At 69.9% G+C, this 16,482-nt stretch carries 16 protein-coding genes, 1 tRNA gene and 1 pseudogene; 4 read left to right on the top strand and 14 right to left on the bottom strand.

Features of this window, described 5'->3' with window-relative positions:
* Window positions 1-119: 119 nt before the first annotated feature.
* The 4 genes and pseudogenes from ABD978_RS13975 to ABD978_RS13960 all read right to left on the bottom strand — a co-directional run bounded on the left by ABD978_RS13975 (window position 120) and on the right by ABD978_RS13960 (window position 4,220).
* Entirely contained in the window at window positions 120-788 is a 669-nt protein-coding gene (locus tag ABD978_RS13975; protein WP_345353758.1) for a hypothetical protein, read from the bottom strand.
* 165 nt (window positions 789-953) lie between these two features.
* A pseudogene (locus tag ABD978_RS13970) lies at window positions 954-2,254 on the bottom strand (FAD-dependent monooxygenase); the annotation flags it as partial.
* 56 nt (window positions 2,255-2,310) lie between these two features.
* On the bottom strand, window positions 2,311-2,772 hold the full coding sequence (soxR, locus tag ABD978_RS13965) for a redox-sensitive transcriptional activator SoxR (protein ID WP_345353757.1): 462 nt from the start codon (window positions 2,770-2,772) through the stop codon (window positions 2,311-2,313).
* Window positions 2,773-2,807: 35 nt separating this feature from the next.
* Complete coding sequence (locus ABD978_RS13960) at window positions 2,808-4,220, bottom strand: MFS transporter (RefSeq protein WP_345353756.1); 1,413 nt, start codon at window positions 4,218-4,220, stop codon at window positions 2,808-2,810.
* Between ABD978_RS13960 and ABD978_RS13955 the strand changes: the two genes are divergently transcribed.
* Entirely contained in the window at window positions 4,219-4,344 is a 126-nt protein-coding gene (locus ABD978_RS13955) for a hypothetical protein (protein WP_345353755.1), read from the top strand. The two genes, ABD978_RS13960 and ABD978_RS13955, sit on opposite strands and share 2 nt — an antisense overlap.
* Before the next feature lie 381 nt (window positions 4,345-4,725).
* Here the strand turns inward: ABD978_RS13955 and ABD978_RS13950 are convergent, their stop codons facing one another.
* The 4 genes from ABD978_RS13950 to ABD978_RS13935 all read right to left on the bottom strand — a co-directional run bounded on the left by ABD978_RS13950 (window position 4,726) and on the right by ABD978_RS13935 (window position 9,079).
* Window positions 4,726-5,169, bottom strand: coding sequence for a GlcG/HbpS family heme-binding protein (locus tag ABD978_RS13950; protein ID WP_345353754.1), 444 nt, complete (start codon window positions 5,167-5,169; stop codon window positions 4,726-4,728).
* Entirely contained in the window at window positions 5,166-6,614 is a 1,449-nt protein-coding gene (locus ABD978_RS13945) for an APC family permease (RefSeq protein ID WP_345353753.1), read from the bottom strand. Before ABD978_RS13945 ends, ABD978_RS13950 begins: the two co-directional genes overlap by 4 nt.
* 427 nt (window positions 6,615-7,041) lie before the next feature.
* Window positions 7,042-7,698, bottom strand: coding sequence for a class I SAM-dependent methyltransferase (locus tag ABD978_RS13940; RefSeq protein WP_345353752.1), 657 nt, complete (start codon window positions 7,696-7,698; stop codon window positions 7,042-7,044).
* 148 nt (window positions 7,699-7,846) lie between these two features.
* Window positions 7,847-9,079 carry a carbohydrate-binding protein gene (locus tag ABD978_RS13935; protein ID WP_345353751.1) on the bottom strand — a complete coding sequence of 411 codons (1,233 nt, stop codon included), beginning with the start codon at window positions 9,077-9,079 and terminating at the stop codon, window positions 7,847-7,849.
* A gap of 193 nt (window positions 9,080-9,272) precedes the next feature.
* On the opposite strand from ABD978_RS13935, the gene ABD978_RS13930 reads away from it, so the two are divergent.
* Window positions 9,273-9,710, top strand: a complete 438-nt coding sequence (locus ABD978_RS13930) for an NUDIX hydrolase (RefSeq protein WP_345353750.1) — start codon at window positions 9,273-9,275, stop codon at window positions 9,708-9,710.
* A gap of 219 nt (window positions 9,711-9,929) precedes the next feature.
* Here the strand turns inward: ABD978_RS13930 and ABD978_RS13925 are convergent.
* The 6 genes from ABD978_RS13925 to ABD978_RS13900 all read right to left on the bottom strand — a co-directional run bounded on the left by ABD978_RS13925 (window position 9,930) and on the right by ABD978_RS13900 (window position 13,929).
* Window positions 9,930-10,002 (bottom strand) — tRNA-Ala (locus tag ABD978_RS13925).
* Window positions 10,003-10,120: 118 nt separating this feature from the next.
* Window positions 10,121-10,759, bottom strand: a complete 639-nt coding sequence (locus ABD978_RS13920) for a histidine phosphatase family protein (RefSeq protein WP_345353749.1) — start codon at window positions 10,757-10,759, stop codon at window positions 10,121-10,123.
* Window positions 10,756-11,163, bottom strand: a complete 408-nt coding sequence (gene rsfS, locus ABD978_RS13915; RefSeq protein ID WP_345353748.1) for a ribosome silencing factor — start codon at window positions 11,161-11,163, stop codon at window positions 10,756-10,758. The genes ABD978_RS13920 and rsfS overlap by 4 nt, the downstream gene beginning before the upstream one ends.
* A 35-nt stretch (window positions 11,164-11,198) precedes the next feature.
* Window positions 11,199-11,828 (bottom strand): nicotinate-nucleotide adenylyltransferase, encoded by a 630-nt coding sequence (gene nadD / locus ABD978_RS13910; protein WP_345353747.1) that lies wholly within the window; start codon window positions 11,826-11,828, stop codon window positions 11,199-11,201.
* Window positions 11,829-12,027: 199 nt separating this feature from the next.
* Window positions 12,028-12,414, bottom strand: coding sequence for a hypothetical protein (locus ABD978_RS13905; protein ID WP_345353746.1), 387 nt, complete (start codon window positions 12,412-12,414; stop codon window positions 12,028-12,030).
* 243 nt (window positions 12,415-12,657) lie between these two features.
* Complete coding sequence (locus tag ABD978_RS13900) at window positions 12,658-13,929, bottom strand: phenylacetate--CoA ligase family protein (protein WP_345353745.1); 1,272 nt, start codon at window positions 13,927-13,929, stop codon at window positions 12,658-12,660.
* Between the two features lie 142 nt (window positions 13,930-14,071).
* Here ABD978_RS13900 and ABD978_RS13895 point away from each other — a divergent pair, with 142 nt between their 5' ends.
* Together ABD978_RS13895 and ABD978_RS13890 are read left to right on the top strand one after the other, a co-directional pair.
* Window positions 14,072-15,100 carry a M48 family metallopeptidase gene (locus tag ABD978_RS13895; protein ID WP_345353744.1) on the top strand — a complete coding sequence of 343 codons (1,029 nt, stop codon included), beginning with the start codon at window positions 14,072-14,074 and terminating at the stop codon, window positions 15,098-15,100.
* A 110-nt stretch (window positions 15,101-15,210) separates the two neighbouring features.
* On the top strand, window positions 15,211-16,383 hold the full coding sequence (locus ABD978_RS13890) for an ROK family transcriptional regulator (protein ID WP_345353743.1): 1,173 nt from the start codon (window positions 15,211-15,213) through the stop codon (window positions 16,381-16,383).
* Window positions 16,384-16,482 lie beyond the last annotated feature (99 nt).

Below are 16,482 nucleotides of genomic sequence, written 5' to 3'. Positions count from 1 at the left end.
CGGAAACGGCCCCGGCGCGCACAGCGCGACCGGTGAAGCACGCCGCGCCGTGCGGGCTCGCGCCCCCGCGGCGAGAACGGCCCTGACGAGGCGCACGGCGACCGGGCCCCGGCGGAGACTCACTGCGGCCCGTCGCCCTGGACCGGCGGGGAGAGCCGACCGGTGATGCGGGTCAGCTCGTCGAGGGCCGCGTCGACCCGGCCGAGCGGAATCCCCGGCGGCCAGGTCAGAACGTGCTCCCAGGTCAGAATCGTCGTGCCGGAGACCCGCCACGGCCGGCCCTCGCCGTCGAGCAGGATCGGGGCGAGCGCGCGCGTGACCCTGGAGGCCCACGCGGGGTCGTCGGTGTGAACGTGGAAGCGCTCGTCGACGCGCGGGTCCGCCGTCGCGATCCCGGGTCGCGGCGGCCGCACGGCCGTACGGGGGGTGACCTGAAGACGAGGGACGCGAACCGGCAGGTCCAGCAGCGCGGCGACCCAGTAGGCGGAGAGCTCCCGGCCGCGCCGGCCAAAGCCGTCGTCGAGGACCTCCTGCTCGGCCGTGTACAGGAACACGACGGCGGATCCGCCGTGGTGGGCACCGCGCATCACCAGGGAGAGCCGGTGCCGTCGCCGGCCGAGCACGAGGTACGGGCTCGGCTCCGGGGGTTCGGGATGGAACGGCTCCCCGTGAAGCCGTTCGAGGATGGCCCGGTGTTCTTCCGGCGAGGTCGTCAAGGTCCAGCCGCGCGCCGCCGCGAACTCCCGGATCGCCCGGCGGCCGTCGCGTTGGTCCCGCATGAATCCCACGCGACGCACTGTAACGACGGCGGAGCGCCCGCCGTCGTCGGCTCCGAGCCGGGGTGCGACCAGCATCGGCCCGAGAAGTCGCGGTAGCGAGTCGCCCTGGCCGACGTCGGCGTGACTTCTCGGTCGGATGTTGGAGGCCGGGCCTTTTCGGTCGCTTAGGCGAAATCAGTTGGCGGGCCTGCCGAACCAGCGGGAGAGGTGGTCGTCCAGGTCCTGCTGATCGTCGCCGATCCAGGCGACGTGGCCGTCGGGGCGTAGCAGGACGCACGGAACATCCAGGACCGCAGTGGGATCCGCGAGGTGATCGACCCGGTCCGACCAGCCGCCGACGGTCAGGCGTTCGGTGCGGTCCAGCAGCAGGCCGCGGCCGCGATGCAGCAGACCGTAGAGGTGGCCCTGTTTCACGTCGATGTCGCGCAGGCGGCGGCCGAGCAGGTCGGGGCCCTCGCCGAAGTCGTAGCGGATGCCGATCCCGGTGATCTTCTCGATCAGATAGCCGTTCACCTCGTCGAAGTCCATCAGTTCGGTGAGCAGCCTGCGCACGGCCTGCGGGCCCGGTTCGGTGGACAGCAGTTCCATCTGGGCGCGGGTGTTGTCCAGCACGTCCTCGGCGACCGGATGACGTTCTGCCTGGTAGGTGTCCAGCAGTGTTTCCGGCGCCCAGCCGCGGATCTGTGCGGCCAGTTTCCAGCCGAGGTTGAATGCGTCCTGAACGCCCAGGTTGAGGCCCTGTCCGCCGGTGGGTGGATGGATGTGTGCCGCATCGCCGGCCAGCAGCACCCGCCCGACCCGATAATGTTCGGCCAGCCGGGTGGCATCCCCGAAGCGGGACAACCAGCGCGGGGAGTGCACGCCGAAATCGGTTCCGGCGATGGCGCGCAACTGTTGTTTGAATCCTCGAGGGTGGGCGGTTCCGCGCGATCGCTGACTCCCGCGACGGGGACTACGACCTGATAGACCCCTTCGCCGAAGGACCTGAGCCAGAATCGCTTATTGGTCTCACGGATTTCGGTCACCTTGGCGGCGATCTCCTCCTGCGGCACACCCACTTCCATCTCACCCATCAGCGTGTCGGTCCGCGAGGGCTCGCCGGGGAAGCCGACGCCGAGCAGTTTGCGGACCGTACTGCGCCCGCCGTCACAGCCGACGAGGTAGCGCGTACGCAGCTGTTCCCCGTCGGACAGCTCGACGGTCACACCCTCGTCGTCCTGGTCGAAACCGGCCACCGCACAACCGCGCCGGACCTGTGCGCCCAGTTCGATCGCATGTTCTTCGAGCAGGTGATCGATGACCGGCTGCGGGATGCCCAGCACATAGGCGTGCGCGGAATCCAGGCCCTTGGGCGCGGGTTTGGTGATGGCGGCGAAGATACCGCCGACCGGACGCTGTCTTCCGTGTTCGAGAACGCGCTCCAGCAGGCCGCGCATTGCCATCAGCTCGAGACTGCGAATATGCAGAACGGCCCGTGCGGTCGTCTCCGGAGGAGGGGTGGGTCGAGCTTGGCCGATAGCCGAAGCTCTGGTCAGGGAGCGGCGCTGGGTTGTTGGATCCGCACCGGTCCGGGGCCGCGGCCCCGGAGGGTGTCGTCGGGGTTGAGGAGCAGGCATGCCTTCATCGACAGGCAACCGCAGCCGATGCAGCCGGTGAGCTCGTGTTCGAGGCTTTCGATGACGCGGCGGCGCTCCTCCAGTTGTTTCTTCCAACGCCGGGAGACTCGCTGCCAGTCCTGGTGTGTGGGAGCGCGATCGGTGGGGAGGCCGGCGAAGACCTCGGCGACGTCCGACAGCGGGATGTGGAGGCGTTTGGCCACGATGATCAAGGAGATCCGGCGGAGCATGTGCCGGGAGAAGATCCGCTGATTGCCGCTGGTGCGTTCGCTGAAGATCAGACCCTTGCGTTCGTAGAAGTGCAGGGCGGAGGCGGGCACGCCAGTCCGGCGGATGACCTCACCGATCGTGAGATGGTCGTCTGGACTGGCACGCACGACGCTACTCCTTGCCTGGTTCGGGGCGCTGGTGGTCAGGTGGTGTGGCGGGACGCCGCGGTGCGGCTGTGAATCAGGACGGCCACGATGATCGATAGGACGAGGCAGAGCAGGCCGACACCGAGCTGGGTCACCTGCCAGGACCAGGTGAAGGCGTCCAGTTCCACGCTTTCGGCTCCGTCGGTGAGGCGTCCGGCGCCGACTGCGGCGGCGCGGGTGGTGTCACCGAGCCTGGCCGCGAGGAGACCGATGAGGGAGGCGCTGTAGGCGGCGATCACGAGAGCCTCGGCCGCTCCCCGTAGGGTGTTGAGGAAGCCGGCCGCCATGCCGACGGCGTCGGCATCGACCAGGGCCATGGCCTGGCCGTCGGTGATGCCGAAGGACACCCCCATGCCGACGCCGATCATTACCAGCGGCGCTGCGACGGCCACGACCGCGTCGTCGGCGTTCAACGTCACCAGCCACAGATTCCCGGCCGCGACCAGCACCAGGGCGATCAAGATCAGCAGATGGGCCGGAACGCCCTTGTTCACCAGGGCCACGGCGACCATGGGCATGATCAGTACAGGGGCGGTCAGCAGCAGCATCGTCACCCCCGCGGCTGCAGGGGGGAGCCCGGCCGCCGCCTGCAAGTAGGTGGGCAGGAAGACCAGGACGCCGAGGAACCCGATGGAGGTGGTCAGGGTCGCCAGACTCCAGCCCAGGAAACCGCGATTGGCGACCAGGGCAGGCGCCAGTACCGGAGCGGCACTACGCCGCTGAACGATGCCGAAGATGACCAGCACGACCAGGCCGGCGATCCCGGTGAACAGGATGACCGGGTGCGACCAGCCGAGCCCGGGCGCCTCCAGGAGCGCGAACATCAGCAGTGCCAGTGCCGCGACGAACAGGACACTGCCCGCCCAGTCGAGCCGGTCGGCACCAGTCGCGCGGGACTCGCGGGCACGGGTCCCGCCCGAAGCGACCAGCAGGCCGACGACGGTGAAGACCGCGAAGCTCCCGCGCCATCCGGCCGCGCTGATCAGCAGGCCCGACAGGGTGGGACCGATGGCGATCCCGACCCCGGCCATGGTGCCCATCAGGGCGAAGGCGCGATTCCGGGCCGCACCGTCGTAGCCGGAGGCGAGGATGGCGCCGCCGGCCGCCATGATCCCGGCGCCGCCGACGCCGGAGACGATGCGGGCGATGTCGGTGACGACGATCGCCGGGCTCAGCACCGTCCCGAGGAATCCGGCCGCGAAGACCAGCGCCGAGGCGATGAACACCCGTCGGCGGCCGATCCGGTCGGCGGTCGAACCCGCGATGAGCGTCATGGCGGCGAAGGCCAGGTTGTAGCCGGCGACGACCCAGTTCAACAGGGACCCAGAGGCATCGAGATCACGACCAATGCTCGGCAGTGCCACCGCGGTCCCCGAGATGGACATCGCGACCAGGACGACGCCGGCCATGACCACCGGAAGCGTCAACGGAGACGGCCGATCCGCCGGGGCCGGATACGGAGGGGGCTCCGTGGCCCTGCTGTTCGTGCTGTTCGTGCTGTTCGCCATGGCTGCTCGCTTCCTCTCGTTCTGACGCAGACGGCGAACAGCCCACCAACTCAACCACAGTTGAGGTCAAATGCGCTGGTAGGACGGCGTCGGCGGGAGGCTCCTGGACGACTGCGCCGTCGCCGGGCCCTGGACGGCCGACGACGACCCGCCCGACGGGACCTACCTGCCGTACGCCCTGGACCCCGCGAACGCCGACCGCCTCTGGGACCTGTCCGAACGCCTCATCATCACCGCCGGAGCCCCGGACCCGCGCGCTCGGTAGCCGAACCTTCACGCGGGGGGTCGCCTTCGAAGGAAACGACGAGGGCCGGTGGGAAGGAAACGCCGGCTTCCTCCCCACCGGCCCCGGCCCGAGTGGAGCCGCGGCGTCACCCGACGACCGTGCCGGAGCCAAGTTCGCTCTTCAGGAGCGTCGTTCCTCAGCGGTGATCGCCTGACGCCATGCCCGCTCGCCGGCGCGCGCACAGGCCACGTCTTCGGTCACCGTGCCGCCGCTGACCCCGACCGCACCGATGACGCCGTCGCCCAGCCGGAGAGGGACTCCGCCACCGAAGATCACGAACCGTCCGGACGCGTGGGCGTGCAGGCCGAACAGCGGTCCTCCGGGGGCGGCCTGCTCGGCGAGTTCGTGCGTCGCGATCCGGTTGGCGACCGCCGTGTAGGCCTTGTCGGGCGCGAGCACCGGGCCGGCGATCTCGGCGCCGTCCATCCTCATGAACGCCACCAGATGGCCGCCCGCGTCCACCACGGCCACCGAGACCAGCGCTCCGGCCCTCTCCGCCTCCACCACTGCCGCCTCGCAGATCCGCAGCGCCGTCGTCAGGGTGATGGATGCCGCCGTGCTCACGATGCGACGGCCTCCGGCGCGTCCGTGTCACCGGTCGCCAGAACGGCCCCGGCCCGGGTGAGACGCTCCGGACGAGCGCGGCCCAGCCACACCGCGACCAGCGCGGTGGCCACGATGAAGGCGACGATGACGTACGGGAAGAGGTTGTACGGCGCCTTGGGGATCGGCCATACCGAGCCGTAGATCGGAATGAGCATGAGCAGGATGCCGAGCACCGGCAGCACCACGTGCCGTACCACGCTGAAGGTCTCCCGCCGTTCCCGCAGGAAGAACCGCACGCACGCGATGTTGGTCAGCATGTACACCGGCACGATGGCCAACGTGAGCAGCGCGCCCAGGTAGGCGTAGGCGTTGAACGGGCCGGTCGCGAAACCAACGACGAACGTGACGAACGTCGCAAACACCGCCACCGTCCAGATCGCCCTGCTCGGCGAGCGGTGCTTGGGGTCGACGTGGGCGAGCCCCCGGGGCAACATGCCCTCCCGGCCCATCGCGAAGATGATCCGGACGATGCCGTTGTTCGAATTCATGATCACCGCGAAGATGCTCGAGATCCCGGCCAGCCCGACGAGGAGCTTCATCCACGGCGCGTACGTGGCGGCGAGGGTGTTGAACGGCGCCTGGTCGGCCGCGAGCCTGCCCGCGCTCCCGGTACCGAAGCCGATCATCTCGCTGTAGGTGCAGAAGAGGTAGATCACCCCGACGAACAGCGTCGACAGCGCGATGCCCCACGGAACGTTGCGCCTGGGTTCGCGGACCTCCTCACCCAGGGTGGTGGCCGCCTCGAAGCCCACGAACGACAGCACGCCGTAGACCATGCCGAGCGCCAGACCGGACGGGCCCCTCGGCGACGACGCCGGATTCAGCGGCGCGAGCGACAGCCCGTGCGCGCCCCCTTTCGCCAGCACGATGACGCTCAACACCGTGATCACCAGGACCTCGGCGCTGAAGAGGGTCAGCGCCGTTCGCAGCGAGCCACGGATGCCGCGCAGCGAGAGCACCAGCATCAGCACCGTGAAGGCCAGGGAGACCAGTGCCCAGTGCACGTGGATGCCGTAAGACGCCAGCAGGTCATGGGTGAAGACGCCGATCAGCGCCAACTCCGCCGGAACCAGCAGGGCGTACGCCACGAACATCAGCCCGCCGGTGACGAAACCGCTGCGCGCGCCGATCCCTCGGGAGACGTAGGTGTAGAAGGCGCCCGCGCTCGGCAGCTCGCGGGCCATCTGCATGATGCCGCTCGCCGTGATCAGCACGCCGATCATGGAGATCACCATGACCAGCGGGGTGGCCGCGCCGGCGAAGCCCGCGACGAGCTGGGGATTGAAGTAGACGGACACCGCGGGCCCCATCAGGGCGGCGGACATGATGACCGCGCCGAGAAGGCCGACCGCGTTGCGTTGAAGGGTCGTCCGGTCTTCCGGTTCCGGAGACGTTTCACTCACTGGCGACCACCTTAGGAAATGGCACTGAGCGGCGCCCCCGGCCACCGCCGACGATGTCGCCAATCCTCTGGCCACCACGAAAGCGAACGGAACCGTCATCTTGTCACCATGACGATGCCGTTTCTTACGTTGTGCCAGGCGGCCTCACGGCGGGTGATGACCGACGGCCGCGGCCTCCTCCCCGCACCGATCACCGGTCATCACGCGGATCAGAGGGGAGCCGTGGCCGTGGCTCGCTGTGCCACCGGAGCGGTCGCGCTGCCCAGGAGCCGCAGTGCCGCCTCCGACGGCGAGCCGGGCCCAGAGAGAGAGGCGAACTCGTCACAGTTCATGGTGAGTTGACCGACAAGCTCGGCCAGGGAGCGGACGAGCCGCCGGGCACCGCCCGCTGCCACGGACGGCCGATGAACCCATGGATCTTCCGGCTCTATGGGCGATTCCGACCCTTGGGTTCGGTGGAACCGGAGGGTCGGCGTGCCCAGAAGAGCGCGTGGCCGCTGTCACCTTCGGCGACGAGGTCCTGCGCGGTGATCTGTAGGCCGGTCTGCTGGATCCATGACCGGTAGGTGCCCGCGTCGGCCTGGCTCCACCACATGGTGGCGGGGCCGCCGAGCCAGTTGTCCTCGGTGCCGGTCCAGGCGTCTTGGCCGACGGTCGCCAGAAGCCATCCGCCGGGGCGTAGCCATTGAGCGATGCGCCGGAGAAGGCCGGGTTGTTGGTCGAGCGGCATGTGGATGAGGGCGTAGAGACAGACCACGGCGTCGAAGGAACCGTTCGGGAAACGTAGCCGTGTGGCGTCCGCTCGGATGAAAGTGGCGTCCGGAACGAGGCGACGGGCACGCTCAATTTGAACATCGCTGACGTCCACGCCGGTCACACGGTGCCCGGCTGTGCTGAGGAATCGGGCGACCGGGATACCGCATCCACATCCGATGTCGAGGACGTCTGCGGGGTCGGGGAGACGAGTTCGCAGGTCGGCCAGCCAGGCGTCGTACTGTTCCGTTGGATCGTCCTCGCCGCGGTAGTGGTGGGACAGGGCGTTGTAGCCGGCTCGGACCAGGTCACTTCCACTGCCCGTGTTCATGGCGGCAGGCTAGGCGCCGTCCGGGCTGTTAGCCGAGTGGTTTTCTGCCCCTGGGGGAAGGATGCCGCTCGGCGGTGGTGGCCCCCTCCCGTACTCGGGCTCTCCCCCGAAGAGGCTTCAGATTTCTGGAACTTGTCATTTGGCGGGGTCAGCCGCACGGACCCTGGTCGGCCCACACGTCGGCCTTTCCGGGAGTCTCCCCCTGGGTCCACCACCGGGCCTGCCACGTGTGCGACGCGTACGTGACCAGGTTCCCGCCCGTGTAGACCGCCGACGCGCTCCAGGCCGGCGCCGAGCAGGAGCCGGGCGCCGGCGGGGTCGGCGTCGGGATGGGCACCGTCGGCGAGGCGCCGAACTTCGCCGTGTAGCGAGTGAAGTCCCAGGCCGCCTGCGCCACGCTGGAGCAGGTTCCCGAGGTGCGCCCGTTGTTGTCCGGCGGGCTGCACTGCCGGTCCCTGTTGACCGACCAGAAGGTGTACCGCGACAGCTTGTGCGAGGTGACGTAGTCGAGCACGGACTGGAAGTCGGACTGGGTGAAGATCTCGCCGCTGTCGGACCGGCCGTTCATCATCGACACGCCCTCGTGCGCGTACGCGGTGGTGGCGTCCCAGCCGAAGGTGCTCATCAGCGTGGTGTGGAAGCCCTCCAGCGCGCTGATCTGCGCCGCGGACCCGCCGAAGCCTCCGTCGAACGGCATGATCGCGTAATTGGCGGGGGTGAACCCCTGGCTCTTCGCCTCGGCCAGGAGCTGCTTGCCGAACCAGCCCGTGCCCTCGCCGCCGGTCGTGCCGGCCGTCGTGATCGAGACGTAGAGGCCGGGATTGTTCTGCTGCAGGATCTTCGCCGCGCCGATCTCGTTGTGGATCGCCGCCGAGTTCTCGTACTCCGGTTCCTCAAGGTCGAGGTCGATCGCCTTGAGCGCGTACTTGCTGATCACCTGCTGGTACGCGGCGGCGGTCGACGACGGATCGCCGCAGGCCTGGCCGAGCTTGGTGCCGTTGTAGCCGCCGGCCGACACCGTCACGTCGCCGCCGGCCGCGCGGATACCGGCGATGACCGATGCGGCCTGGGTGTCGGAGGAGACGTCCTGGGTGCCGTCCCAGGTCGGCCGGCAGCCTCCGCCGCTCGGCGCGAGGATGAAGGCGAGCTGGAAGGTCTTCTGCCCTGTCGCGCTCATCACCGGGCCCAGGTCCGGCGGGTCGTTGTCGAACGGCATCACGTACGGCGCGGCGCCGTACCAGTTGCCGCCGAGCGCCGCCGGGGTCGTGGCCGCGGTGCCGACTCCGGCGACGGCCGTGGCCGTCCCGAGCGCCGCCGCCACCGCGGCGATCGCGGCGACGAGCCCGCGCCTGCGGCCGGGCATGGTCGTCTTCCATCGCATGTCGCTTCTCCTTCGGGGGTTGACGTACGGCTCTCGGCCGTCGTCCCGGCGGGGACCGGGTGGGAAGCTCATCGATCTTTTAGGAAAGTTTCCATTCGATTCATTCGCACGATACGCGACGCACGCGGATCTGTGGAGACCCCGACCTGTCAACGCCCCGAAATGATCGCGACCCAACTCCTCGGGAGGACGCGTGCCAGAGCGGTACCGGTCGATCATCGACGTCCACGTCATCCTCGAACGCGGCGAAGAGATCCTCCTCTTGGAACGCCAGGGCACCGGCTACTGCGACGGCATGCTCCACCTGCCCAGCGGCCACCTCGACGAAGGTGAGCCCGTCACCGAAGGCGCCGTCCGCGAAGCCCGCGAAGAGATCGGCGTCCGGATCGACCCGGCGGACCTCCGGCTGGCCACCGTCGTCCACCACCGCCAACGCCCCGACCTCGCCCGGGTCGGCATGTTCTTCACCACCGTCCGGTGGGAGGGCGAGCCGTACAACGCCGAACCCCACAAATGCGGCAGGCTCCTGTGGTGCGACCCGGCCGTACTGCCGCCCAACACCATCGCCTACCCGGCCGCCGGCATCAACGCCTACCTCACCGGCACGCCCCTCACCCTCCACGGCTGGTGATCACTGGCGTCCGCCGCGCCCTATACGCACCGATCACCAGTCATCACGCGAAACGCCATGCCCGACGGCCGACATCAGCGGTCGCCGAACGACCACCGACTGGGGGCGTGGGGGCAAAGCCCCCACCCGGGGGGCTCGGGGGGTCGCCCCCCGAAAGAAATGACGAGGGCCGGCGGGGAGGAAGCAATTACTTCCGACCACACCGGCCCTCGGCCCGAGTGGAGCTATGGGGATTCGAACCCCAGACCTCCTCCATGCCATGGAGGCGCGCTACCAACTGCGCCATAGCCCCGCGCTTTCCGATCGGGGTTTCCCCTTCTCGGTGCTGCGCCAGTCTATAGGAATCCGCGACCAGACCTGTAATCGAATGCCCGGCACGGTCCTGACCTGGTGGAACGCCTGCTGCGACCTCAGGAATCGCCCTCGGCGGCACGGTCGTCGCTGAGCACGGGTTCCGGCAAAGTGCCGGCGTTGTGCTCGGCGAGGCGCCAGCCGCTGCGGCCCTCTTCGAGCACGGACCAGCAGCAGTTGGACAGGCCGCCGAACCGACCCCAGAGCTCCTCGGGGAAGCCGAGCCAGCGGAGCATGCCGAGCCGCAGTGCGGCGCCGTGGGAGGCGACGACGAGCAGGCCGCCCGCCGGGACTCCGGACAGGCCCCGCTCGAAGGCGGCCGTGACCCGCTTGGACACCTGCTCGGTGGTCTCGCCGCCGGGCGGCTGCCAGAGAGCGTGCTCGGTGGGGTATTTCGCCCGGATCTCGGCGTTGGTCAGGCCCTCCCAGGCCCCTCCGCCGCGTTCGATGAGGTCGCGGTCGGAGGTGACGGGCAGGCCGGTGACCGCGCTGAGCGCCTGGGCCGTGTCGGCGGCGCGCTGCAGCGGGGAGGAGATGATGGCGGTCGGGCGGAGCGCGGCGAGGAGCCGCGCCGCCCGGTCGGCCTGTTCGCGTCCCGTGTCGTCGAGCGGGATGTCGGTGGACCCCTGGAAACGGCGTTCGACGTTCCAGGTCGTCTGACCGTGCCGCCACAGCACGATCTTGCGCACCTCGGTCACTTACCGTCACCGGCCCGTACGCGCTGCTCCGAATGGGCGTTGATGTCCTCGGGCAGCGGCACCGGGGGGCAGTCCTTCCACAGGCGCTCGAGCGCGTAGTAGACGCGGTCCTCCTCGTGCTGGACGTGCACGATGATGTCGGCGTAGTCAAGGAGCACCCAGCGCCCTTCGCGCTCCCCCTCGCGGCGGATGGGCTTGGCGCCGGCGTCCTCGCGCAGCCTCTTCTCGATCTCGTCGACGATGGAGCGCACCTGGCGGTCGTTGGCCGCCGAACACAGGACGAACGCGTCCGTGATGACGAGCTGGTCGCTCACGTCGTAGGCGATGATGTTGTCAGCCAGCTTCTCGGCCGCGGCCTCGGCGGCGATCTGGACCAGCTGGTTGGCCCTCTCGGATGCGGTCACGGTGTGGTCGTTTTCCTCCTCGTGGGGCGTTACCGTCAACCGTCACGATAAAGCCCCCGTTTGTTTATGTACTGCACGATTCCGTCTGGGACGAGGTACCAGACCGGTTCTCCGGCTCGTACCCGCTCGCGGCACTCGGTCGAGGAGATCGCCAGTGCGGGCACCTCGACCAGGCTGACACCGCCCCTGGGAAGGCCGGGATCGGCGAGGTGGTGGCCGGGACGGGTACACCCTATGAAATGCGCGAGCCTGAACAGCTCATCCGTGTCACGCCACGTCAACATCTGGGCCAGTGCGTCGGCGCCCGTGATGAAGTACAACTCAACGTCCGGCCCGTATATTTCGCGCATCTCCCGCAGCGTGTCGATGGTGTAGGTGAGCCCGGGTCGCTCGATGTCGACACGGCTGACCGAGAAGCGCGGGTTCGAGGCGGTCGCGATGACCGTCATCAGATAACGGTCCTCCGCGGCCGAGGTCTTGCGGCCCTCCTTCATCCACGGCTGGCCGGTCGGCACGAAAATGACCTCGTCCAGCCGGAACAGATGGGCGACCTCGCTCGCGGCCACCAGGTGACCGTGGTGGATGGGGTCGAACGTGCCGCCCATGATCCCGACGCGGCGGCGCTCCGGGGCAGTGCTCACGATTCGCTCGCTGCGCTCAGTCACGCGCCCTCCTTCGTCGGAGGAGAGACCGGACGCACTGTGCTTCCGATTCGCTCGCTGCGCTCAGTCACGCGCCCTCCTTCGTCGGAGGAGAGACCGGAGGCACTGTGCTTCCGATTCGCTCGCTGCGCTCGCTCATGCGCCGACCTTAGTGAGCACGGGTGTCGGGCGTTTCACCACGCCCCTCCTTCGCGGGCGGGGATCAGTGCTCCGCGGCGTTCCGGAGGGCGAGCGTCGTCGCCCCGAGCGAGACGACGTCCGAGCTCAGCGGCGTCAGCGCCATGCCGAGGACCGATCCGTCGGCCCACGCGCAGGCGGCGCCGCCTCCCGTCGGCGTCCTGCCGCAGCGCAGGATGCCGCCGAGGGACCCGGCCGGAAAGTCGCTCGTATCGGTGATTCCCATACCCATGAACGTGGCGTCGACCTCTTCCGAGGGCGACCGGGAGCGCAGCTCCGTCGCCAACTCCGGGACGTCGTCCGCGGCCATGCCGACGAGGACGAGCGACCTCCGGGAGTCGCCGTCCTTGAGATAGATGGCGACCTTGGCGTTGGCGTACGCGGTGCCGGTCATGCGCAGCGACGTGCGCATGTCCTTGGCGAGCCGGTCGGCGAGGCTGCCCGTGGCCCGCTTGCAGTCGCCCGCCCTGGTGCGGCGGTCCCCCGTACGGGTAGGGCCGGGTTTCCCAGCCCTGGCCCGGGAACTCGGACCCGCCGCCCTGCCCGCCGGTCATGCTCTCGCCTTACCGGTCGGTCGATGCGGGCCACCATTATCGACCATTTCTCCGGTTGATTTCCCGCCGCCTGACAGCAATTCGGTCACCGTCCGGAACCATCAATCGAGGCCGGGAAGCGGCGGTTCTCCCGATTCCCAGGTCACCACCCGGACCGCCTTACCGGCCTCGACGCGCGGAATCGTGCCGACCGGCAGATCCCGTACGTCGCACGACAGGCCCAGCTCCGCCGAGAGCGCCGACGTCAGTCCCGGTCCGGCGCCCTCGCAGGCCACGACGAGCCGCGGCATCGCCGTGCGGCGGTCGACGACCACCTGGTAGTGCGGGGAGGCGTGCCGTACGACGACGGACTCGATCTGACGCGGGAAGACGTTCACTCCCCGGATCACGAGCATGTCGTCGCGGCGGCCCAGCACCTTGCTCATCCGGACCAGCGTGCGGCCGCACGGGCAGGGCTCGTGGGACAGCGACGCCACGTCGCCGGTGCGGTACCGCAGCAGCGGCATGGCCTCCTTCGGCGTGCTGAACACCAGCTCGCCCGGCGTGCCGTCGGGGACCGGCCCGCCGGAGGCATCGACCGCCTCCACGAGGAAGTGGTCCTCGTTCACGTGCAGCCCGGAACGCTCGAGGCACTCGGTCGCCACGCCCGGCCCGATGATCTCCGACAGGCCGTAGATGTCCAGGGCGGCGAGGCCGAGCAGCTCCTCGATCGTCGACCGCAGCCCCTCCGACCAGGGTTCGGCCCCGAACAGGCCCGCCTTCAGGCGCAGCTCGATCCCGGCCGCACGCGCCGCCTCCCCCAGCCGCACCGCGTACGACGGCGTGCAGGTCAGGATGTCGGGGCGCAGGTCGGCGAGCAGCCGGAGCTGGCGTTCGGTCATGCCGCCCGACATCGGCACGACGGTGACTCCGAGGGCGAGCGCGCCCTGATGGATGCCGAGGCCGCCGGTGAACAGCCCGTATCCGTACGCGTTGTGCACCACGCTGCCGGGCCTCGCACCCGCGCAGGCCAGCGACCGCGCGCACATCTGCGACCAGAGCGCCAGGTCACGCCGGGTGTACGCGACGAGGGTGGGCCGGCCGCCGGTGCCGCTGGACCCGTGGACGGCGGCGACCTCCTCCATCGGCACGGCGAGCATGCCGTACGGATAGGCGTCCCACAGGTCCTGCTTGGTGGTGAAGGGCAGCCGGCGCAGATCGTCGAGCGTGACGTCGTGGCCGCCGGCGACCCCGGCGTCCCGCAGCCGCCGGCCCTGGAGGCCGTCGGCCGCGATCAGGCGGTCGACCAGGTCGCGCAACCGGCGTTGCCGGACCGCGGTCAGCTCGTCGCGCGACATCGTCTCCGCGGGCCCCGGCCCGTACGCCTCCGCCATGGAGGGAGTAGACCGCCGCCGCACCCCGCCGCGCAAGAGCCCGTCCGCGGGAGGTTTCTCCGGGGTCACGGGTACGGAGCTGGCCGGATCGCGCCGAGGGAACTCCGCGCTCTGACGGGCCGTCAGACATAACATGCCGAATATGACGAGCAATACTCCCGACCGTTCTCGCACCCGCTTTCCCGGGATCAGTTCCCGCGCCTATGAGCATCCCGCGGACCGGTCGGCGCTCGTCGCCCTCCGATCGCTCAGCGGCTTCGACACGGTGCTGCGGCGCCTCGCCGGGCTGTTCAGCGAGCGCGCGATCCGTCTGATGTTCCTCGGTGGCACCGTGCGCGCGGGCGAGAGGCAGTACCGCCACATCCACGACATCGTGCGGGACAACGCCTACATCCTCGACCTGCCGCAGGTCCCGGAGGTGTACGTCACGCAGGACCCGACGCCGAACGCCATGACGATCGGCGTCGACACCCCGTTCATCGTCCTCAACACCGGCCTGATCGACCTCCTCGACGACGAGGAGCTGCGGTTCGTCATCGGCCACGAGGTCGGGCACGTCCTGTCCGGGCACGCGGTGTACCGGACGATGGCCATGATCCTGACCAACCTCGGAGCCCGGATCGCGTGGCTGCCGCTCGGGAACATCGCGATCGCGACGATCCTGATGGGGCTCAACGAGTGGCAGCGCAAGTCGGAGCTGTCGGCGGACCGGGCCGGCCTGCTGGCGGGCCAGGACGTCGAGGCCGCCAAGCGGGCGCTGATGAAGCTGGCGGGCGGCGCGCGCCTGTCGGAGATGGACGGCGAGGCGTTCCTGGAGCAGGCGCGGGAGTACGACGCGGCCGGTGACGTGCGCGACGGGCTGCTGAAGTTCCTCAACCTGCTGAACCGCTCGCACCCGTACGCCGTGATCCGGTTCGCCGAGCTGGAGCACTGGGCCCGTGGCGGCGAGTACACCCGGATCCTCGGCGGGGACTACGAGCGCCGCGCGGACGACGGCGGCGCCTCGATCTCCGAAGAGATCAAGAATGCGGCGAAGGCCTACCGGGAGTCCTGGAACCGCAGCTCGGACCCGTTCATCGGCGCCGTCAAGGGAGCCGCCGAGGGCGCCGTCAACGCCGGGGAGCGGCTGTTCGGCCGGTTCGCCCGCGGCGGCGACGACCGGGAGAACTGAGCCCCGGCCCGAACGGGGTCTTCGGCCAGGCCACACCCGGCCTTCGGCGCGAGCGGCGGCGGGTTTCCGCGTAACCTTGGGTTCACTTCTTGAACACGCGAGGGGACCCCATGCCGACGCCAGGCTCATCCGCGACGCCGGGATCGCAGTCGTCGCTCCGGGAGGCGAACCAGCGTCGGGTGATCCAGGCCGTGCGCGAGGCCGGAGCGCCGACCCAGGCCGAGATCGCCCGGAGCACGGGCCTGTCACGGGCGACCGTCTCCAACATCGTGCGCGAGCTGGCGGCAGGGGGCGTACTGACCACGACGCCCACGTCGGCGGGCGGCCGCCGGGCCCGCGCGGTGTCGCTGGCGCCCACCGCCGGGCTGGCCGTCGGAGTCGACTTCGGCCACTCGCACCTGCGCGTGGCGATCGGCAACCTGGCCCGCGAGGTCGTCGCCGAGCAGGCGATGCCCCTGGACGTCGGGGCCTCGGCCGCCGACGGGCTCGGGGCGGCCGAGCGCCTGATGGACGGGCTGCTGGCCACCGTCGGCGCGACGAGGGCGGACGTCCTGGGCATCGGGCTCGGCGTGCCCGGGCCGATCGACGCGGCGAGCGGCACGCTCGGGTCGAGCACCATCCTGCCGGGCTGGGCGGGCATCGAGGCGGCCGAGGAGGCCCGGCGCCGTCTCGGCCGCCCGGTCCACGTGGACAACGACGCGAACCTCGGCGCGTTGGCCGAGGTCACCTGGGGAGCGGCGCGCGGCCACGCCGACGCCGCGTACATCAAGATCGCCTCCGGGGTGGGGGCGGGCATCGTGATCGGCGGCCGCGTCTACCACGGGCCGGGCGGTACGGCCGGCGAGATCGGCCACATCACGCTGAACGAGAACGGCCCGATGTGCCGGTGCGGCAACCGCGGTTGCCTGGAGACGTACGCCGGCGGCCGCTACCTCGCCGATCTGCTGCGGCCGACCCACGGCGACGGCCTGACCACGGCGCGGATCGTGGAGCTGGCGCTGGCCGGGGACGCCCCGTGCCGGCGCGCGGTCGGTGACGCCGGGCGGTACACCGGGGCGGGCGTGGCGAGCCTGTGCAACCTGCTCAATCCCCGCCTGGTCGTGGTCGGCGGCGACCTGGCGCGGGCGGGCGACCTCCTGATCGAGCCGATGGTGGAGGCCGTCCGGCGCTCGGCCGTCGCCAGCGCCGCGGCGCTCGTGTCGATCGTGCCCGGGGTGCTCGGCGACCGGTCGGAGGTCCTCGGCGCGTTGGCGCTGGTCATGAACGCGTGGGAGATCGTTTAAGTCCTGAACGCTGATGGCAGACTTCGGCCAAATTTGCGTTTAGGTCTTGATTTAAGTCCTGGGTTCGGTCTTTGATCACAGGGCTTCGTTCCTCCTGAC

Origin of the sequence: Actinoallomurus liliacearum (genome assembly GCF_039542035.1) — a bacterium.
In the GTDB taxonomy this organism is placed as follows: Bacteria; Actinomycetota; Actinomycetes; order Streptosporangiales; family Streptosporangiaceae; genus Actinoallomurus; species Actinoallomurus liliacearum.
This window is presented reverse-complemented; position numbering and strand designations above follow the sequence as displayed.